Source organism: Priestia sp. TSO9, from assembly GCF_021029645.1.
GTDB lineage: Bacteria > Bacillota > Bacilli > Bacillales > Bacillaceae_H > Priestia > Priestia megaterium_E.
This window is the reverse complement of record NZ_JAJEKD010000008.1, coordinates 23,124-41,959: the sequence shown is the minus strand read 5'-3', so window position 1 is coordinate 41,959 and position 18,836 is coordinate 23,124. Positions and strand designations below refer to the sequence as shown.

Here is an 18,836-nt window from a genome sequence, read left to right as displayed (position 1 = left end):
GAAGCATACATTTTCTTACGTATTATTTTTAAATACAATAGGCTGGGAGGAGCAGTATTTATGAAACGAATTATTGACTCTCATATTCATCTCGATCAATATGAACCGAAAATCTGGAAAGACATAATTGAGCAGGATCCTTCGTTACAAGCGCTTATTTCTGTATCTTCCACATTACAGTCTTGCCAACTTAATCAAAAAATCGGCCAATTGTATTCCTGTGTGAAACCCGCCTACGGATTTCATCCTGAACAAATGCTTCCTTCTTCAAATGAATTAGCGGAACTGTTTGCCTGGATTGATCAAAACAATGAAGAAATGATAGCTGTTGGGGAGGTTGGTCTACCTTATTACTTAAGTCAGACCTATACTCTTTCTCTAGAGCCCTATTTGGAGCTGCTTGAAGCTTTTATTGTTCATTCAAAAAAATGGGGGAAACCGTTAGTTCTTCACGCTGTATATGAAGATGCTGAGATCGTATGCGACTTATTAGAAAAACATTCTGTGTCTAAAGCTCACTTCCACTGGTTCAAAGGAGCTAAAAAAACCGTTGAACGAATGAAAAACAACGGTTACTATATTTCAGTTACACCCGATATTGTATATAAGCCTAAAACCCAAGCGCTTGCTATGGAATACCCTCTTGACTACTTGATGGTCGAAACAGATGGTCCGTGGCCATTTGAAGGACCTTTTCAAAACCACACAACGGTTCCATCAATGATACATCAGTCCGTTGAGGAAATAGCACGTCTCAAAGGAGTTTCTGTAACGGAAGCATATGATTTTTTATATCAAAATACGTCTTGTTTTTATAGTCTCTCCATATAAAAGGCCTTTCCCTAAGGAAAGGCCTTTTATATCTAAATTCGTTTCACAAGTTTTACGATTAGCACAATCACTGCAATGACAAGAAGAATGTGAATGATGCCGCCGCCAATATGAAAAACTAATCCTAATAACCAAAAAATAAATAAAAGTCCAATAATCGTCCACAACATAATGTTTTCTCCTTTTTTTATATGTAGTATTTGTTATAATTTTATATTTCCCTAAATGTGCATAAATAAACGTATTTCATATACATCTTTTCACTGAGGAAGGTTCACATAATGTACAAAAAGCAATCATGTTCTCTGTGGTAAAATAAGTATGTAATCTTATTTCATTTAAACTATAGCGGAGATGATTAACTATGACGTGGATTGTATTACTTTCCATCATTCTTGTAAGTGCACTCAAAATATTAATAACGTGTCTTCCAACTCCAGTGGTCAAATGGCTTATGACTAAATTTCAATTACACCCAACACTTGATGACCAAAGCGTTACTGTCACAGTTGATGGGAAACATTTAGAAGGCAAAGACAAAATGCAAGTGATTGATTATTTTAATAAAGCAACATTTTTAAAACAATATTATGTCCATGAAGGAAATAAGGACTATTATAAACACCTAGAAGACAGTGAAACTCCACTGGTTATCGATACGAAAAAAGGAAAAAACGATGTTCGATTATGCGTATACAGTTATCACGATCATGTCGACGTCGTAAAACAGCATAAAAAGAAAATTATTGCTTACAGCCTGCTGTCTGATCACCTTCAAAAGCAGTCCATAACAGCTGATCTAGCTTAAACCAGTCGCCTACAAGGCGGCTTTTTTAGTTTTTAGTTTTAGGTTGAAGCTACCTTATTTAAAAATACCAAACTTTAACATTAATTCTAATGCTATAATATAAATTAATAGAATTTTCTAACTTTTTTAAGAGGTGATGGATAGTGCTTTCTTTGTTAGGGTTTGGAATGATTGCGACTTTTCTATTTCTTGTCATTAGTAAACGCTTGTCCGTGGTTGTTGCTTTTATTTTTGTCGCTATCCTCTTTGGTGTAATTGGAGGTTTTAGTGCTGATATGGGCGATATGATGATGAATGGTATTTTAAAAGTAGCTCCTACAGCCATTATGATCGTTTTTGCTATTTTATATTTTGGACTAATGATTGACGTCGGTTTATTTGATCCTATGATTTCTCGTATCCTAAACATTGTGAAAGGCGATCCCTTAAAAGTCGTAATGGCAACTGCCGTTATTACAATGCTTGTTGGCTTGGACGGAGACGGCTCTTCTACATTTTTAATTACAGTTTCCGCCTTGCTCCCTTTGTACACAAAACTGGGAATGAACCGACTAATACTGGCTTGTGTTATTAGTTTAAGCGCAGGTGTTATGAATATGATTCCTTGGGGAGGTCCTCTCGTAAGAGCCGCAGCAAGTTTACAATTAGAAGTATCAGATCTATTTAATCCTCTTATTCCAGCTATGACAGCGGGATTGATGTGGACTTTATTTTCAGCATACTTACTCGGAAAGAGAGAAAAAGCGCGCTTAGGAACCATTCATTTAAAAGGTGCATCAATGGCTTTTGCTGAACAGCTTTCAGCTCATGAAATTCCTGGGAAGCCACCTAGACTCTTTTGGTTTAATGCTTTATTGACACTGTGCTTAATGACTCTCTTGATCATAGACATACTCCCTATTCCAATTTTATTTGCTATTGCTTTTGCCATTGCTTTATTTGTTAATTTTCCTCATCCAAAAGAACAGCAGGAAAGAATCTTAAGTCATGCAAACAGCTTTGTAATGGTTAGTACGTTGGTTTTTGCAGCCGGAATCTTTACAGGCGTTTTTACAGAAACAAAAATGATGGATGCCATGGCTAATACCATTGTAAGCCTCACTCCTGAATGGCTGGGCTCTCACCTTCCCTTAGTTGTAGCAATAACAAGCCTTCCTCTTAGCTTTGTATTTTCACCTGATGCTTATTACTTTGGCATTTTACCTGTTATTAGCCATACAGCAGCTAATTTTGGTGTAGACCCTGTAGAAATAGGACGAGCAGCTTTATTGGGACATTCCACAACTGGGTTTCCTCTATCCCCTTTAGTACCCGCTACTTTCATTCTGATTGGGCTGGTTGAAGTAGATTTCGGCGAGCATCAAAAGTTTCTTTTCAAGTGGGCCTTTGGGACAACTATTGTCATGACGATTACAGCCATTTTAACGAATGCAATTTCCTTATAGAATCTTACCATAAAAAGGAAGCCGACTACCATAAGGCAATCGGCTCACACATGTAGGATATTGATTTAACACTAACAAAGTACAACACAACACTAGTAATTATATAATATATTTCATTATTTTGAAAGCGATTTCATATATATTTTTAAAAATATTTTGTTATTTGTTTTTCATAGAAAAAAACCACGTTTCAGCCAATTCGAAACGTGGTTCTTTTCTGTAAGGACTTGCCCTACAGGCTATAAATGTAAGTACGCTTATTATAGCATGAGCTCTTATCTAGATTCTATGGTAATTACTGTATAATATTGTTACATTACGACTGGTTGTATTTTTCTGTCCATGTGCAGCGTATTCCATGGCTCTTCCTGTTCAGCAAGCCTTTCGATAAAACCTTGTGAAGTCCAAAATGGGATAGCCCCCGGTAAAAAAGGATGAGTATGCAGATACAACGTGTCATAAAAATGATTTTGAGCAAATTGTTCCACTGCTTTTAACAGCTGCTGTCCAATGCCTAGACGCCGGTACGCTGGATCGACATAGCATTTTACAATCTCAGCTGCAGTTTTATGTTCATATCGCTTTTTTAATGCATGAAACCTTCCATCGTAAGCGTATAAACCAATTGTTCCAATTACTTGTTGATTTTCCGTGACAGCTGCAAAAAAAGCAGCGCCTTTCGCTTGAACATAATGTTCATTAAAATGAAGCAAATCTACAGGAAGCTGATTTTTTTGCAGCATAGGAAATAGCTCATTCCGTATATTCATGACAAACTGAACCACTTCCGCATCTTTTTCTGTTACTTCTTTAATTTGATACATTTGTACTTCTTGCACGTTTACTGTCACATCCTTTTTTCTATCATTGTATACTTTCTCGTTTTCCTATAGGAACAACAATATTGACTACGGCGTTACGTCTAAATGCTGAGTCAGCATATAATACTCACTGGGATTTGTTGTCCAATTTTTCACTTGTTGATTATAAGCAACAACAATGTTTGGATGTACAATCGATGATGTCAGCATTTTTCTATTAATCAAAGCGGTTGCTTGCTTGGCTAGCTGATTTCGTTTTGCGTCATCTACGGTTGAATTTAACTGTTCTATCATTTTTGTTAGCGTATCGTCATTAATTCGACTGGCATTTAAACCACCGCCCGGCAAATAGTTCGTGCTTAAATAATAGCTGGCATCCCCTCTAGGTGCTGTGATAAGGCTGTACAATGCTAAATCCCAATCATCTTTTGCCATTACATATTCATCGCTATCTTCAACTAGGTGAATTTTAATAGAAATTCCTAACTCTTTGGCATTAGACTGTATAAGCTGAGCAATTAAAGGCAGTTCTGGCAGAGAGCTGTATGTGACAAGAGAGAGCGATAGTGGCTTTCCATTTTTGATTGCTTTGTCATTTTTGATTTGATAGCCTGCTTTCTCTAAATATTTTTTAGCAGATGTCATACCTCTTTGCTCGTTAGCAGTATTATCAGCAAAAGGAAATTGAGATAAAAATGGACCTCGAGCCGCTGCCGCTTGATTGTTCATTATGCTGCTGACAATTTCTTTTCGGTTCAATAAGGTATCGATAGCTTTTCTTACATTTTCGTCTTTTAATGCGTCATTGGTTTGGTTATAAAGCAATAAATGAGTACGCACACTAGGTACTCCGCTTACTTTGAAAGACGAATTCGCTTGTAAAGTGCTCAAGCTTTCTAAAGGCGGCCGATAAATAATATCGGCTGTCCCGGACTGAAGAGCTGCAACTCGCGCATTTGCATCTTCGTTAAATGCAAAGATCGCATTTTTCAATTTCACTTTTCCATTCCAATAATGTTCATATCTTTCTAACTTCACTTGATTTCCTTGATCGAAAGTCAAAACGTGAAATGGACCTGTACCAATGGGCTTCTTAGCTATATTAGAAACATCAACATCTATAATAGCTGTGTTTGGATGCACTAACTCAGAAGGGAATTTAGGCATTGGTTCTTTTAATGTAATTGTCAGCGCATGACCGTTCGATTTCATTTCTTTAATATTTAAAGTGTTTTTCATCGCATAACTTTGATCTATCGTTCTTTGAAGAGAAGACTTAACAGCATTTGCATCCAGCGCTTTTCCATTTTGAAACGTGATGTTCTTTCTTATCATAAATGTCCATGTAAGGCCGTTATCTTTCGTTTCCCACTTTTCAGCAAGCCAAGGCTTTATTTTTAAATCGTCGCTGATTTTAACAAGCGTCTCCCCTACTCCCGCACGAACTGCTGTATAATTATCGTCGGTATGAGGATCAAGCGTTGCAGATGTAAAATTAAATAAAAACGTCACACTTTTATCCGTTTTCTTTCTTTCTTTTATACTTATGCTCTCTTCATTAGGAGCGCAAGCAGTGAGGCAAAGTAACACAAGAAATATCATAGATACGAGCTTTTTATTATTTATCATTGATTTTCCCACCTTCTATTTTAATACAAAAAAAAGCACTTCTAAAAAGAAGTGCTTGTCTTCACAACAAATTCAGATAAACGTATCCCTTGTTTATCTTATTTTTGATTCTGCCAAAACACCTCCCTATCCTCGTAGGTTATTGTGTGCTGAGATTTATGGCAGGTCTCCTGGCTTCAAGTCATTGCCTTATACCGCCTTCCCGTCTCTAAATAGACAGTGGCTTTTTGACATAAGGCTCCTTGTTACAGTGGCGGGACCGCTCCGGATTTGCACCGGATTCCCTTTTAAGGCAATTGAAAAACAATTGCCACCATAAAAGCTGGTTATTTAATTTAGTAGCGTGCTCTTGAAACTCTAGAAGTAGAAGCTGATGGTGAAACATCTTCATCATCAAATCCAGTGGCAATAACGGTTACCATCATTTCGTCCTTTAAATCTTCATTAATCACAGATCCAAAAATCATATTTAAGTCCTGATCAGAAGCAGACGTGACAATATCTGCTGCTTCCTGTACTTCGTAAAGACTCAAGCTGCTGCCGCTCGTAATGTTCAACAGCACGCCTCTTGCTCCATCAATCGATGCATCTAGCAGCGGACTAGAAATGGCTTTTTTTGCTGCTTCAATTGCCCGGTCTGATCCGGAAGCTCGTCCGATACCCATAAGCGCAAATCCTTGATTAGACATGATTGTTTTTACATCAGCAAAGTCAAGGTTAATCAGCCCCGGAACAGCGATTAAATCTGAAATACCTTGAATACCTTGGCGAAGAACATTATCTGCTTCACGGAATGCTTCAAGCATAGGCGTCTTTTTATCGACAATTTCAAGCAAGCGGTCGTTTGGAATCACAATAAGGGTATCTACCGATTCATTCATCGCAGTAATACCCCCTACTGCTTGCTTCGTACGTTTATTTCCTTCAAACTTGAACGGGCGAGTGACTACTCCAATTGTTAAAGCATTTAGTTCACGGGCAATTTGGGCAATAACCGGAGCTGCTCCAGTACCGGTTCCTCCGCCCATGCCAGCTGTTACGAATACCATGTCTGCGCCTTGCAGTACTTCTTGAATTTGTTCTCTGCTTTCTTCGGCTGCTTCTCTTCCTACTTCTGGATTAGCTCCTGCACCTAATCCTCGCGTTAAGGCCGCACCAATCTGCATTTTCACATCTGCTTTAGATAAGTTAAGCGCCTGAGCATCCGTATTAACGGCGATAAATTCTACTCCTTGGACACCGTGTTCAATCATACGGTTAACGGTGTTATTTCCTCCACCGCCAACCCCAATTACTTTAATTCGCACTAACGGCGATACATCTGCATCAAATCCAAACATTCTAAGTTCCTCCTCAATGATCAAAATTACTTTCTCTTATTATCCGAAAAAACACGTGAAGAACCTTTTACTCCTATGTTTAACGCGTAACTGTTCTTTTGTTTTACAGATTTTATACACTTCTCTTTTAACCTTTAAATCTTTACATCTTTATGTAAATTTATTGTTGTTCTAAAATTAGTACGCCGAACTCTTTTATGGTTTTTCCACTCAAAATGGCATATAAGCTTATTGTATCATTCATTTGACAGATGTCTGTATTTAATTTTGAGTAAGATGTGACTAAGAGAATAATATTTTTATAGACAAAATGAGAAAAAGCCCTTAGAAATAAGGGCTTCTCTAGATAATAAACCGTTTTATAATTTCCCAGTTAAGAATTGAGCCTCTCCCATGCCAAAGCTCCAGTCAGCATTACCGTTTTCAACAATCGAAATCATAATGTCGTTTGGCTGAATGCCGCAGCTCTCTCCAAGCTCTTTTACAATTAATCTGTAAAGAGCTTGCTTTTGCTCTTCTGTTCGCTGTTTACTCGTTACACTTATAATAACCAAATCCTTGCTTCTCTCAAAGCCAAGACCTGTATCTTCAATAATCATTTCATGAGCAGGATGCTGATGTACAATTTGATAACGGTCGCGCTCCGGGACGCCAAAGGCTTCTAGCATCGCTCGGTGAGCAGCGTCTAGTAATGTTTTTAACTCTTTTTCATCTCTTCCTTCTATTACATCAAATCTAAGTAATGGCACACTAAGTAACCTCCAGCTTTTTGTCTAATATATTATTGCCTCATCATATCACAACTATCATTTGTTAAAAAAAGATATGCTATTCACAATGTGCTCTCTCGTGAAAGAGACCTCAAACGCTTCAATAAAAGCTGAACCTACTAAAAAGAAATGAGCAGCATAACGGCTCATTTCATTAGTACAAAAACATTTATAATAAGAGCTAAAATACATACAGATACAATGGCAATGAGTACGTTCATCACAAGGTTTTGCGAGGATGTTTTGGCTTTTTTTTTCATATCAGCCCGACTCATCTGTTGCTTTTCATGATCACTTTTAGACATCACGCAGCCTCTCCTATTCATCAAAATGTCAGCAGTGTGTAAATGATTTTTGAGAAACCTTGATCCAGTTCTTTTGTATAGACAGCAGCACATGCAGGTTATCACCAGTTATTTTAGCATGTTTTGTCAAATAAGTGGACTATGTAGCGCTTCAATTTAGTATTCACGGCCAAATATATTTAAATTCGTTGCTTTTCTCTTCTTTTCTCGCTATTGTTTGAGAAGAAGGATAATTAGATACGATAAAGGATGATACAATATTGAATAACCATACGCAGCTGCCTCAGTATATCTACACATACGCATGCAGCGAAGAGGAACTCTCACTATGTCAATTAGAGAGACGCTCTCTTTTTGACATTGAAACTGAGAAACCTATCATAAAAAGTGCCGTTAAACTTGATCCAAGCAGAAGCCCTTTTATCAAAGAGCGATTAGATATTATGTATGAATCAGATGACCTTGCTGATATTTGTAAGCAAGTAGAAGATATTGACCTTGGAGACAAAACATTTAAACTCATTTTCATGAAAATTAATGACTTGGAAAAAGATCAAAAAATAAGTTATAAAGGTCAGCGTGCTATTGAACGTGATGTGGGTTGGCATTTTGTAGCAGAAGCAGACTTGCATAACCCTGACCATTTGTTTGGCATTGTTCCATTTGAAGGACGCTGGTATTTTGGGAAATATCAAAAAAGCGAAGCGGTATGGCTGCATCATTTGAAGAAACCGCGTGAATACTCTACAGCACTCAGTACCCGCCTTGCAAGAGCTGTAGCTAACATTGCCGTTCCAAACCCTGAAGGAATCAAAGCGATTGATCCATGCTGCGGTATCGGTACAGTCCTTGTAGAAGCCCTTTCAATGGGCATTGATATTGTAGGACGCGATATCAATCCACTTGTGACCGACGGATCTCGTGAAAATATTGCGCATTTCGGTTTAAGCGGTGATGTCAAAACTGGACCGATTTCAGATGTTACAACTCACTATGATGTAGCTATCATCGACATGCCTTACAATCTCTACACCCATGCGACGCCTGAAGATCAGCTTTCTATTTTAAAACACGCTCGCCGCTTTGCGGATAAAGTGGTCGTGATTACAGTAGATACGATTGACCATATGATTCATGAAGCTGGCTTTTCTATTTCAGATCGCTGCATAGCGCGCAAAAGCGTATTTTCTAGACAAGTAGTTGTATGCGAATAAAAAAGACACCAGTCTAACAGGCTGGTGTCTTTTGATTTACCACTCTTTAGGTTCATAGTCTAATTCTTTGAATAGCTGCGTACGCTCTTTTTTCGTTAAATCTCTCCATTGCCCAACAGGTAAGTTGTTTAAATGGATATTCATAATACGCGTGCGCTGAAGGCGGTATACTTCATATCCAAGCACTTCACACATACGGCGAATTTGACGATTTAAACCCTGTGTTAAAATAATTTGAAACTCATACTTAGACAGCTGTGTCACTTCACAAGGAAGCGTTTTTGTGCCTAAAATTTTTACTCCCTCAGACATGTTTTTGATAAACTCCGGTGTAATTGGCTTATCTACTGCAACAATATATTCTTTTTCATGCTTGTTTTCTGCACGTAAAATTTCATTAATAATATCGCCGTCATTTGTAAGTAAAATTAAGCCGTCTGAATCCTTATCAAGTCGTCCAACGTGGTGAATACGCAAAGGGTGATTGACTAAATCAATGATGTTTCCCTTTACTTTTTTTTCACTCGTACTTGTAATGCCGACTGGTTTATTAAGCGCAATATATACATTATTTCGAGCAATCCGAAGCTGTTGGCCGCTTACTCGAATATCATCGCCAGGCTTAACTTGATCTCCGACTTTTGCAACCTTTCCATTAACGGTTACTCTTCCTTCACTAATTAACTTATCTGCCCCGCGTCTTGACGCCTTTCCAGATTCGCTAATAAATTTATTCAGTCTCAGGTGAATCACAACCTTACATTTAAAAATTTTAAAATTTATCTCTTCTATTAGAAACAGACATATGCCAATTTCTATACCGTCCCTATCGTAACATGCTATACGCTTCTCGTCTGCTTTTAATTTCATTACTTAATCATATTTTTTTAACAGTAATAGAAGTATAGCTCCAAAATACTTTGTAACCTTATTCTTAACATTTCAATCAATGCTTACACCTGTGAAGCTTGCATCAATCTTTACTTATATACAAGACCTAAACGTCTGGATTGACTGATCAGTATAGAGTTGCTACCATTATACTGACCGATCAACTAGTAATTATATCAGGGAGCTGTTTTCATGGAACCAACCAATTCAAAAGAAAAAATTTTAAGCGCAGCTGCTAAACTTTTTCGCAAAAAAGGCTATCACGCCACCAGTCTAAGTCAAATTACAAAAGAAAGCAGCGCTCCGAGAGGATCTATTTATTATTATTTTCCGGATGGAAAACAACAGTTAGCAAAAGAAGCTATTCAAAAAACGGGAGAAAGAGTCAAAGCTTATATCGAAAAATCCCTCGCTTCTCATGAAGATGCCGCGTCAGCTATTCAATATCATATAAAACTGATGGCTGATCGAATGTTTGAACAAGTGGAAAATGAAGCGGATATCTCTCTCGCTGCTATGTCGAGTGAAGTATGGTCATCAAACGCAACGCTTCGCATGGCCTGTGAAGCCGTGTATAACGAGTGGGAGCAAGTTTATGCAGATAAGTTAGTTTGTTCAGGTTATGAACAAGAGGAAGCAAGACAGCTAGGTTCAGCTATACAGTCTTGGATTGAAGGGGCTTATACTCTTTCATTAACTAAAAATAGTACAGTCCCTATGCAAATTGCAGCTGACCAAATTGGTAAGCTGTTCGCAAACAAAAATTAATTTAGTAAAAGGAGGTCACTTATGACACAAACAGAAGAAAAAATGAGTACACAAAGTAAGCTTATCCTTTTCATTTTGATTCTAGGAAATTTTTTATGCTTAATTAGTGAAACGGTAATGAACGTGGCCTTGCCAAGTATCATTTCAGATTTTCACATTAGAACGAGCTCAGCTCAGTGGTTAACTACCGGATATATGCTTGTAATTGGCATCTCTGTTCCGGTGTCTGCTTTTTTAATTCAACGATTCACATTAAGACAGCTGTTTGTGACGGCTATGAGTTTTTACTTAATTGGGTCCTTCATTGGATTTATTACTCCATGGTTTTCTCTGCTTTTTGTGGGCCGTATGATTCAAGCATTAGGGACAGGCATTATTTTACCTCTTGTGATGAGCACAATGTTAACACTCGTGCCTATTAGCAAACGCGGCACCGTAATGGGGATTTTTAGCGTAGCTATTTTATTTGCACCGGCAATAGGACCGGTTCTTTCAGGATTAATTATTCAATACTATTCGTGGCAAATTATATTTCTAGGTCTTTTAATTGCAGCGGCGCTTATTTTCCTATTTGCTCTTTTCAAGCTCAGTAACGTTTCTGAAACATCTAGACCAACAATTCATATCCCATCTGTGATTCTTTCTACGATTGGGTTTGGAGGAGTTGTTTATGGATTTAGCGCAGCTGGTGAAGAGACGGGATGGAGTAATCCTATCGTATGGCTTACGCTCATAATTGGCGTCATAGCTCTTGCTTTATTTGTCAGACAGCAAACAAAGCTGAATTCTCCTATGATTAATATGAAGCCTTTTAGATCGTCTGTGTTTTCAAGATCGATTTTCTTAATGTTTCTTATTATGATGATTCAGTTTTCAATGATGTTAATTTTGCCGCTATACTTCCAAACGGCTGCGGGACTGTCTCCTTTGCAAACAGGGTTTCTTATGCTTCCAGGCGGTGTAACGCTGGCTCTAACAGCTATGGTGGGAGGACGTTTGTTTGACAAAATCGGATTTAAACCGCTGCTTTTAACGGGCTTAGTCCTTTTAACATTTATTTTAAGTTTGTTCACTACTATTTCAAGCGGAACAAGCACGACGACTGCAGCCATCTTATACGCAGCCTTTACAATTGGCGTAGGTTTAAGCATCGGTCCCGTGATGACGCTTGCTTTAAATCAAGTGCCAAAACCGCTTCATGCCCACGGTTCAGCTATTTCAAATACGATTAACCAAGTTTCAGGCGCGATTGGACCCGCTTTGTATACAAGTATTATGACCATGGCTTCTCAGCACTTTATTCAACAATCAAACGAAACGAATAAAACGCTGCTACAAATAAAAAGTATGACAAGCGGGGTTCATACCGTCTATTATGTAGCCATCGCTTTCGCCGTCGTTTCGTTCTTGCTCGCTCTTACGTTAAAGAAAAGAGATCAGCATCTTGAAACACAATAAATAAGAAACTGATAAGAGCTGCTCACGGGTTGAGCAGCTCTTGTTACATGCAGAATTTATATTACAAATGTAAAAGCAATCATAGATACTATTAAAACAAGGATAACAATACTTTTCTTTTTTTCTGTCTTCCATGCTTCAACAGCGCCCACGATACCACCAATAGCTAAAATAAAAGTACCTATAACGTGGAGAGGCAGCAGAGATAACAACCTGCCTAAACTCGCCATCACTCCTCCGGTCAATATAAATCCTGTTGTTACAATAGATTTTAAAGATATTAAGTCTCGTATCGCTTCTTTTTTTTCAGTTTTACTCAGTTTAAAGTACTCTACTATACTAAAAACAGCGGGTGTTCCCCATAAAATAAAAAAGCTAATCAATCTATCCGTGTCTACACTCACTGTTCATTCACCGCCTTTATCAATCCTTACGCTCAGTTCCACCATTTAACAAATAGTTATATATTATTCTTGCTTCAAGGATCCTCCAAAAGAAAATTGATGGTAATCATCAAGCTTATTCCAATACCCTATGCACTTTACGTCAGGCTCATCAATAGCTAACGCTTCTTTATTAGTTCCTTTATAAGGAAGAAATGCCGTTAACTTCACCTTTTGTTTTGGCCTGATGTTTAATTTATTTCCTTCTGCTAACACCTTAAATTTATTATCAGAATAACCGTTTTTCATTTTTAAAGGATAGGATAAAAATACATTGTTTTGTTTAATGGTCAAATCGCTCTTGTTTACCAATTCCATTTCATATGAAATTCCTTGCTTCATTTTTTGTTCTTTGATTACGTTAATACTTATCTTTTCTAGTTCTCTTAAAGGAACGTTATCTTCTTCTTTTGAACAGCCGGCAAATAAGATGGCTAACGCTAATAAAACAAGAATTGCTAACTTCCTATTCAAAAAACAATCCCTTCTCTAGTAACAAAGGTTATTTTACAATTATAACTCAAAAAAGTTATTTAATGGTAAAAAATACAATTAAAAAAGCAAACCGTTATCGGTCTGCTTTTTTAATTGCTACGCATAGGTAATGTGTTGTTGTGCGAAAAACTTTTCGATAAGGAGTTTGCCAACTATATGTATATCGTAACAAAAGAAAAAAGAATGTGCTGTGAGATTTGTCACTCCTTCTTTCAAAATAATCTAACCGAATACTTCCTATTGCCTTACGCAAAAAGAGCAGATCGCAAACGCGACCTGCTCTTTTCACATGCTAGATATGGGTAATTTGTCCATGCGTGAAAAGCTCTTCAATAATAAGGGGTTTATCACTACACTTATAGAATAACAAAGAAAAAAAGATGTGGCTGTGAGATTTATCACAGCCACATCTTTTTTATCCAACTAGCTTATTAAATTGTACACGTTTATTAATTGCTGCCATAATTGGTGCTCCAACAAGCATAACAACAAACTCACCAACGGCTGTTGTTAGCCACGTAAAGAAAAATGGCAAGTCAAATGCTAGGTGCAGCTCAAAAGCAATAATAAACATCGTGAACGTAAATACAAGTGTATTAACAAGCATACGAGCCCATATATTTTTAATGTAGCGCATAGAAAAAATGGTAATGAGTAATGATAGCACGGATTGTCCTACCCCAAACACCAGATCATAAGCGACCATTGGTGAAAAAAACAAATTCGTCAGAAATACTCCTAGCACAATGCCGTACACGTACTTTTTATTAAACACAATTAAGTGATTGAACATTTCCGATATACGAAATTGGATATTGGTGAAGCCAAACGGCTGGATTAGCATGCTGACAGCAATATACATAGCAGCTAAAAGACCGTTGACGCAAAGTGTTCTTATATTCATCTTACTATTCTCTCCTTAGTTTTTTAACGTGGGATGGTTACGAACCACGTAAACACTCAAAGAATCATACAGCATGCTTAAGCTTTCGTCAATCTAGCTGTTTACAAACTACTGCCGGTTTCTATACCTTGCATATTGACTGCTCTTTTTTCTTACTTTTCTTTAGTATAAAATAGAAGACGTATCAGTATACATAGGTGACATCAAGTAGTTAACCCTTTTGATTTGAAATACGAAAGGATTTGTAGCTATGTTAGATAATACAGATAAGCGCATACTAGAAGAGCTATCAAAAAATGGACGTATAAAGATGAAAGAATTAGGAGAAAAAGTGCATTTAACCGGACAAGCCGCTTCTGCTAGAGTATTAAAGTTAGAAGATGAAGGGATTATCAAAGGCTATACAATTAACATTGATGAACGAAAACTCGGCTACACCATCCATGCATTTTTAAATATCTATACGCAGAGCATTCATCACCACCCCTACCTTACATTTTTAGAAAGTCAGCAGGAGTACGTTATCAACAACTTTAAAATCAGCGGCGATGGCTGCTATTTACTAGAATGCAAATTTCATTCAAATGAAGAACTAAATGATTTTTTGACAGAGCTAAATCAGCATGTGAATTACAAACTTTCAATCGTCATTAACAAATAAATCTTTTTAAAAAATAAAGGTATATTAATTTATGAAAATGGTAATCCTAATAACGTATTCCCCCTATTCCAATAAATTTGAAAATCCTTTGCGTCATCGCAAAGGATTCTTTTTTTATGTAGGAAACCGCCTTCTATTTTTTGAAAAGTTGAACATCTCTCACAGCGTTGACATAGCGGTCAGAGGTTTATATAATCGGTGACATCGAAGCATAGAAAAGTCGGATTAAGACCTATACACGTATCGTAATTCTTCGTCTTAGAAGTTGATCAGTTTTATAACTAGACAATTTCTAAGACGTTTTTTATTTTATCATTTGTGAAACACTAGTAAAAACAAGATTAAACATGAAAATATCCTAATAATCAAGGAGGTTTGCATATTGAAAACAATCTATAAAGACATCATCTTAATTATCGTCGGCGCACTTTTAGTTGCTGCATCCATTGATTTTTTCGTCATTCCAAATAAATTAGGTGACGGAAGTACTGTTGGTATTGCTCTTGTTTTATATTATTTATTTCATATCCCTACAAGTATCAGCACATTTCTTGTAAACCTTATATTTATTGCCTTAGCCTATAAATTTCTAACAAAAAAAACGATTCTTTATACGATTCTAGGAGCCGTCATGACGTCCGTTTTCCTCGGTCTAGTCAGCTATATTCCTTTTCACGTTCACGACATGATTTTAGGAATTGTATTCGGGGCTTTACTAATGGGAACAGGACTTGCTCTCATTTTTATCGCAGATGGATCGACTGGTGGAACAACGCTTTTAGCTTATTTATTAAACTATACAAAAGGCTATAATATCTCTAAAAGCATGTTCTATATGGACAGTGTCATTATTTTAGCATCGGTTTTCGCTATTGGCGTCAATAACATGCTCTATACTTTTATATTCGTCTATCTTTGTGCCAAAATCGTAGATGTCGTTATCGAAGGTTTCCACAACAAAAAAGCAATGACGATTATGTCCGATCAATATAAAGACATAGCGCAAGTCATCACCAGTGAATTTGGAAATGCAGCCACCATCTTTTACGGATACGGCTACTACGCCAACAAAGATAAACGTATTATTTACGTTGTTATTAAAAAGAACGAGTTATTAAAAATTAAAAAGAAAATCCAGCAAATTGACCCGAATTCTTTTATTGTCATCCACGAAGTAAAAGAAGTTGTCGGCGGAAAATTTGGATTTATCGGCAATTCGCCTCATGAAACAAAAGCCGCTGCTAAATAAAAAATCCACCTCTTGGTGGATTTTTTTATGAAAAAACCGTTAAGAAAAACGAAAAGATACCTGCTAAAAAGTAAACTGACCCTAACGCAATTGCTCCTGTAACGACCGTAAATACACTTAATCCGATAGCCACCTTCATTTTCATCCACATCCCTTTTTAGATTAGTAGTATAAGTATGTCCAAGAATAGAAGATTTATAACTATGCCACCCTATTTATCTCATATATCGATGCAACAATTGTCTATTCAATGTGTTCTAAAACCACCTCTGGCGACATAATGTATAGGAAGGATTTCATATACACATCTTTGTATCACACATATCATATGAAATTAGGTGAGATAAAATGGTGGCTGTTCACTTTTTTGAAAACAGAAAGCTTCTATTAAGCCAGCTGAGGGAAAACATTCCTTCTACGGGTGATGATTTAAAGATTAAAGGACGAAAAGGAACCGTCGTGCTTGTGAATGACATCGATGAAAAAAATGTTCACGTGGAAGTTGCTTTAGAAAAAGTAGTGAAAAAGAACTTAGCATTAGATAACGCTAAAAAGAAAAGGAGATAAGCGGCTTACGCTTATCTCCTTTTCTTTTTAATTTATATACGAATCGTCTTTATCTGTTGCTTCAGTTTCCAAAAAAAAGAGACTCCTAAAAAGGAATCTGCAGCAAAGAGCGATATCATCGCCTGAATATTAATACAAGCTATATTTTAACATATAAAAACATATTTTACAAAAATAAACTATTATTTTACGCATAATTATTTTTCATTCGAGGTTTTTCAACATTTGAGACCCATTTCGTATAAAGATCTTTATTTATTTTTCAGGCCAAATTTTTGCATCCGGCTCTAATAACCACTTATGCTCTTCTTCCATAATACGGTCTGTCCACGGATTATTGTCGAGATGGCGAATCATCCAGCAGAAGTACATTGCATACCCAGGAGCCGTTGCTTGAGGATGATCCAATTCACCAGGAATTGTAATAAAACTATTATCAACTACACGGTACGCATCTTCTCCAACCATTGCGCAGCCAAATCCTTGCGGCTTGTCAAAACGATAGTAATACACTTCGGGCTGGTCATGATGATGAGGCGGATAACTCGACCATCTTCCTGGATAAGAAATAACTTCTCCAATAACAAGGTTAGAGTAAGGAGCGTTATTGTAGTCAAAAATTGTTCGGATTACACGCTGAGCAGTACCTTCCCATACTCCTTCACCAGCCACTGTGTTTTGACAATCTTCGGGCGTATATAATTTTGATGAAAACTCTTTTTCATTATCCGTTTTTTGAACTAGTACTTCACTATCGGCAAGCCCAGTAATTTTGACCTCCACATTTTTTGAAACGTGCAAACACCAAGGCTCTTCTTCAAATAGGGACTGGCGCTGAATTTCTTTCGAATGGCCTTCCCACTCTAGCTTTACCTTTCCTTCTAGTAAAAGAATAGCCGTTTCACTGCTGCTGTCTAGTAAAGTTTCCTCTTTTCCTTGGGACATTTTATAAATCCCAATATCCATCAGCATATCTTTGTGCTGACCGGTCATTTCTGTAAGTACGTTGTATCCTTTATTTAATTCACCTAATTTACCTAACATCCTTGAATTCCTCCTTTATGTAGTAGCGCGATAAGAATTTACTAATTACTCATTTTTCTTCATAGACTCTCTAAATTCTTTTAAATATGTGACTATGAGGATTTTTTATTAACGGCAATATTCTTGATTGTGTTCAATTATTTATAGATGCTGTGGCTTCCCTTCGTAATGGAGCCGTTGATTTCCGAACAATCAATTTTGGCTCAAGAAGCAAATGTTCCTTATGCATCGCTGGATATTTCATTTCTCTAACCAGCAAATCCACTACGTTTACAGCCATTTCTTTTGTCGGTTGTGCTACTGTCGTCAACATGGGCGTAATGGTAGTAGAAAGAACCGTATTATCAAAGCCAATCACTGATAAGCCTTGCGGTACATCAATTTTGAATTCTTTTGCAGCTTGGATAACTCCGATAGCCAGTAAATCGTTACAAGCAAAAATAGCCGTCACTTTCTCCTTCATTGAAAAAATTTGCTTAGCACTTTCATATCCTTTTTGAATACTTGCTTCGGTCGTAATAACGTGCTGAGGCGGCACGATGATTCCATTTTCTTGCATAGCGTCTCGGAAAGCATCTAAACGGGCGTGATTGCTTTTTGCATTTTCTGTAATAATCGCAATTTTTTTATGATGCAAAGACAGCAAATAATCAGTCGCTAAATAGCTCCCTTTGTAGTCATCCACTGTCACTGTATTAACGGATATGTGAGGAATTTCTGAAGCAATAACACTAATCGGTATATCTTGCTTAAGCATATTTTTTAAAAGATTAGCATTGCGAAAAGCAGAAGCTACAATTAAACCGTCGATTCTCTGACGTATTAACAGCGATAGATACTTTTTCTCTTTTTCCGCATCGTTATCGGTATTGCACATTACAACATGGAAACCCCGCTCATGACTTCGGTCTTCTATGCTTCTTGCCAAATCGGCAAAAAAAGGGTTGGAGATGTCAGGTACGAGAAGCCCAATCGTTTTAGTAGGTTTTCCTGTTAAAGCAGATGCTACGACGCTTGGATGGTAATTCAACTGCGCCATAACCTCAATTACTCTTTGTCTTGTTCTTTCACTAATATGACCGGTTTGATTGATGACTTTTGATACCGTAGAAATTGATACACCTGCTTCTTCAGCCACACTATAAATGGTTGGCTTCATTTCCTCTCCTCCTTTCCTTTCATAAACGCATAAA

Annotated in this window: 21 protein-coding genes and 2 riboswitches; of the genes, 9 read left to right on the top strand and 12 right to left on the bottom strand. The window is 37.1% G+C overall.

What is annotated here, in order from left to right; translation table 11 throughout:
• Positions 1-60: 60 nt before the first annotated feature.
• On the top strand, positions 61-831 hold the full coding sequence (locus LJC66_RS02395) for a TatD family hydrolase (protein ID WP_195695476.1): 771 nt from the start codon (positions 61-63) through the stop codon (positions 829-831).
• Positions 832-863: 32 nt separating this feature from the next.
• On the opposite strand, the gene LJC66_RS02390 is transcribed toward LJC66_RS02395, so the two are convergent.
• On the bottom strand, positions 864-1,001 hold the full coding sequence (locus LJC66_RS02390) for a lmo0937 family membrane protein (protein WP_013055244.1): 138 nt from the start codon (positions 999-1,001) through the stop codon (positions 864-866).
• Between the two features lie 194 nt (positions 1,002-1,195).
• On the opposite strand from LJC66_RS02390, the gene LJC66_RS02385 reads away from it, so the two are divergent.
• Both LJC66_RS02385 and LJC66_RS02380 read left to right on the top strand, forming a co-directional pair.
• Positions 1,196-1,639 carry a YfmQ family protein gene (locus LJC66_RS02385; RefSeq protein ID WP_195695477.1) on the top strand — a complete coding sequence of 148 codons (444 nt, stop codon included), beginning with the start codon at positions 1,196-1,198 and terminating at the stop codon, positions 1,637-1,639.
• Positions 1,640-1,782: 143 nt separating this feature from the next.
• Entirely contained in the window at positions 1,783-3,084 is a 1,302-nt protein-coding gene (locus LJC66_RS02380) for a CitMHS family transporter (RefSeq protein WP_195695478.1), read from the top strand.
• Positions 3,085-3,395: 311 nt separating this feature from the next.
• On the opposite strand, the gene LJC66_RS02375 is transcribed toward LJC66_RS02380, so the two are convergent.
• The 5 genes from LJC66_RS02375 to LJC66_RS02355 all read right to left on the bottom strand — a co-directional run bounded on the left by LJC66_RS02375 (position 3,396) and on the right by LJC66_RS02355 (position 7,949).
• Positions 3,396-3,923, bottom strand: coding sequence for a GNAT family N-acetyltransferase (locus tag LJC66_RS02375; RefSeq protein WP_195695479.1), 528 nt, complete (start codon positions 3,921-3,923; stop codon positions 3,396-3,398).
• A gap of 69 nt (positions 3,924-3,992) precedes the next feature.
• On the bottom strand, positions 3,993-5,534 hold the full coding sequence (nikA, locus tag LJC66_RS02370) for a nickel ABC transporter substrate-binding protein (protein ID WP_230931738.1): 1,542 nt from the start codon (positions 5,532-5,534) through the stop codon (positions 3,993-3,995).
• A 143-nt stretch (positions 5,535-5,677) separates the two neighbouring features.
• A riboswitch (cobalamin riboswitch) is annotated at positions 5,678-5,867 on the bottom strand.
• A 2-nt stretch (positions 5,868-5,869) separates the two neighbouring features.
• The gene (gene ftsZ / locus LJC66_RS02365) at positions 5,870-6,874 is read right to left on the bottom strand and encodes a cell division protein FtsZ (RefSeq protein ID WP_013055240.1); all 1,005 of its coding nucleotides are present in this window, start codon (positions 6,872-6,874) and stop codon (positions 5,870-5,872) included.
• 359 nt (positions 6,875-7,233) lie between these two features.
• Positions 7,234-7,623 (bottom strand): tautomerase family protein, encoded by a 390-nt coding sequence (locus LJC66_RS02360; RefSeq protein WP_013055239.1) that lies wholly within the window; start codon positions 7,621-7,623, stop codon positions 7,234-7,236.
• Between the two features lie 167 nt (positions 7,624-7,790).
• Positions 7,791-7,949, bottom strand: coding sequence for a hypothetical protein (locus LJC66_RS02355; protein ID WP_195695482.1), 159 nt, complete (start codon positions 7,947-7,949; stop codon positions 7,791-7,793).
• 260 nt (positions 7,950-8,209) lie between these two features.
• Here LJC66_RS02355 and LJC66_RS02350 point away from each other — a divergent pair, with 260 nt between their 5' ends.
• The gene (locus LJC66_RS02350; protein WP_195695483.1) at positions 8,210-9,163 is read left to right on the top strand and encodes a TRM11 family SAM-dependent methyltransferase; all 954 of its coding nucleotides are present in this window, start codon (positions 8,210-8,212) and stop codon (positions 9,161-9,163) included.
• Between the two features lie 36 nt (positions 9,164-9,199).
• Here LJC66_RS02350 and rluF read toward each other — a convergent pair whose 3' ends face one another.
• On the bottom strand, positions 9,200-9,907 hold the full coding sequence (rluF, locus tag LJC66_RS02345; protein ID WP_025601719.1) for a 23S rRNA pseudouridine(2604) synthase RluF: 708 nt from the start codon (positions 9,905-9,907) through the stop codon (positions 9,200-9,202).
• 339 nt (positions 9,908-10,246) lie between these two features.
• Here rluF and LJC66_RS02340 point away from each other — a divergent pair, with 339 nt between their 5' ends.
• Both LJC66_RS02340 and LJC66_RS02335 read left to right on the top strand, forming a co-directional pair.
• Complete coding sequence (locus LJC66_RS02340) at positions 10,247-10,822, top strand: TetR/AcrR family transcriptional regulator (RefSeq protein ID WP_195695484.1); 576 nt, start codon at positions 10,247-10,249, stop codon at positions 10,820-10,822.
• A 21-nt stretch (positions 10,823-10,843) separates the two neighbouring features.
• Positions 10,844-12,280 (top strand): DHA2 family efflux MFS transporter permease subunit, encoded by a 1,437-nt coding sequence (locus tag LJC66_RS02335; RefSeq protein WP_230931737.1) that lies wholly within the window; start codon positions 10,844-10,846, stop codon positions 12,278-12,280.
• A 56-nt stretch (positions 12,281-12,336) separates the two neighbouring features.
• Here the strand turns inward: LJC66_RS02335 and LJC66_RS02330 are convergent, their stop codons facing one another.
• From LJC66_RS02330 to LJC66_RS02320, 3 genes are all read right to left on the bottom strand, one after another.
• Complete coding sequence (locus tag LJC66_RS02330; protein WP_195695486.1) at positions 12,337-12,684, bottom strand: hypothetical protein; 348 nt, start codon at positions 12,682-12,684, stop codon at positions 12,337-12,339.
• 63 nt (positions 12,685-12,747) lie between these two features.
• Positions 12,748-13,197, bottom strand: a complete 450-nt coding sequence (locus LJC66_RS02325) for a hypothetical protein (protein WP_195695487.1) — start codon at positions 13,195-13,197, stop codon at positions 12,748-12,750.
• A 436-nt stretch (positions 13,198-13,633) separates the two neighbouring features.
• On the bottom strand, positions 13,634-14,122 hold the full coding sequence (locus LJC66_RS02320) for a QueT transporter family protein (RefSeq protein WP_195695488.1): 489 nt from the start codon (positions 14,120-14,122) through the stop codon (positions 13,634-13,636).
• A 9-nt stretch (positions 14,123-14,131) separates the two neighbouring features.
• A riboswitch (PreQ1 riboswitch) is annotated at positions 14,132-14,176 on the bottom strand.
• A 196-nt stretch (positions 14,177-14,372) separates the two neighbouring features.
• Between LJC66_RS02320 and LJC66_RS02315 the strand changes: the two genes are divergently transcribed.
• The 3 genes from LJC66_RS02315 (at position 14,373) to LJC66_RS02305 (ending at position 16,599) form a co-directional block, all read left to right on the top strand.
• Positions 14,373-14,783 (top strand): Lrp/AsnC family transcriptional regulator, encoded by a 411-nt coding sequence (locus tag LJC66_RS02315; protein WP_116516670.1) that lies wholly within the window; start codon positions 14,373-14,375, stop codon positions 14,781-14,783.
• A gap of 382 nt (positions 14,784-15,165) precedes the next feature.
• Positions 15,166-16,032, top strand: a complete 867-nt coding sequence (locus LJC66_RS02310; RefSeq protein WP_013081605.1) for a YitT family protein — start codon at positions 15,166-15,168, stop codon at positions 16,030-16,032.
• Between the two features lie 348 nt (positions 16,033-16,380).
• Complete coding sequence (locus tag LJC66_RS02305; protein WP_013055227.1) at positions 16,381-16,599, top strand: hypothetical protein; 219 nt, start codon at positions 16,381-16,383, stop codon at positions 16,597-16,599.
• A gap of 255 nt (positions 16,600-16,854) precedes the next feature.
• Here LJC66_RS02305 and LJC66_RS02300 read toward each other — a convergent pair whose 3' ends face one another.
• Positions 16,855-17,643 carry a 5-deoxy-glucuronate isomerase gene (locus LJC66_RS02300; protein ID WP_014461755.1) on the bottom strand — a complete coding sequence of 263 codons (789 nt, stop codon included), beginning with the start codon at positions 17,641-17,643 and terminating at the stop codon, positions 16,855-16,857.
• A 133-nt stretch (positions 17,644-17,776) separates the two neighbouring features.
• On the bottom strand, positions 17,777-18,802 hold the full coding sequence (locus LJC66_RS02295) for a LacI family DNA-binding transcriptional regulator (RefSeq protein ID WP_195695489.1): 1,026 nt from the start codon (positions 18,800-18,802) through the stop codon (positions 17,777-17,779).
• Positions 18,803-18,836 lie beyond the last annotated feature (34 nt).

What these genes read in the sequence shown, in the direction of transcription:
- LJC66_RS02395 (WP_195695476.1), top strand. Translation starts at nt 61, where the DNA reads ATGAAACGAATTATTGACTCTCATATTCATCTCGATCAATATGAACCG.
- LJC66_RS02390 (WP_013055244.1), bottom strand. Translation starts at nt 1,001, where the DNA reads ATGTTGTGGACGATTATTGGACTTTTATTTATTTTTTGGTTATTAGGA.
- LJC66_RS02385 (WP_195695477.1), top strand. Translation starts at nt 1,196, where the DNA reads ATGACGTGGATTGTATTACTTTCCATCATTCTTGTAAGTGCACTCAAA.
- nikA (WP_230931738.1), bottom strand. Translation starts at nt 5,534, where the DNA reads ATGATAAATAATAAAAAGCTCGTATCTATGATATTTCTTGTGTTACTT.
- ftsZ (WP_013055240.1), bottom strand. Translation starts at nt 6,874, where the DNA reads ATGTTTGGATTTGATGCAGATGTATCGCCGTTAGTGCGAATTAAAGTA.
- LJC66_RS02355 (WP_195695482.1), bottom strand. Translation starts at nt 7,949, where the DNA reads ATGTCTAAAAGTGATCATGAAAAGCAACAGATGAGTCGGGCTGATATG.
- LJC66_RS02340 (WP_195695484.1), top strand. Translation starts at nt 10,247, where the DNA reads ATGGAACCAACCAATTCAAAAGAAAAAATTTTAAGCGCAGCTGCTAAA.
- LJC66_RS02335 (WP_230931737.1), top strand. Translation starts at nt 10,844, where the DNA reads ATGACACAAACAGAAGAAAAAATGAGTACACAAAGTAAGCTTATCCTT.
- LJC66_RS02320 (WP_195695488.1), bottom strand. Translation starts at nt 14,122, where the DNA reads ATGAATATAAGAACACTTTGCGTCAACGGTCTTTTAGCTGCTATGTAT.
- LJC66_RS02315 (WP_116516670.1), top strand. Translation starts at nt 14,373, where the DNA reads ATGTTAGATAATACAGATAAGCGCATACTAGAAGAGCTATCAAAAAAT.
- LJC66_RS02305 (WP_013055227.1), top strand. Translation starts at nt 16,381, where the DNA reads ATGGTGGCTGTTCACTTTTTTGAAAACAGAAAGCTTCTATTAAGCCAG.
- LJC66_RS02300 (WP_014461755.1), bottom strand. Translation starts at nt 17,643, where the DNA reads ATGTTAGGTAAATTAGGTGAATTAAATAAAGGATACAACGTACTTACA.
- LJC66_RS02295 (WP_195695489.1), bottom strand. Translation starts at nt 18,802, where the DNA reads ATGAAGCCAACCATTTATAGTGTGGCTGAAGAAGCAGGTGTATCAATT.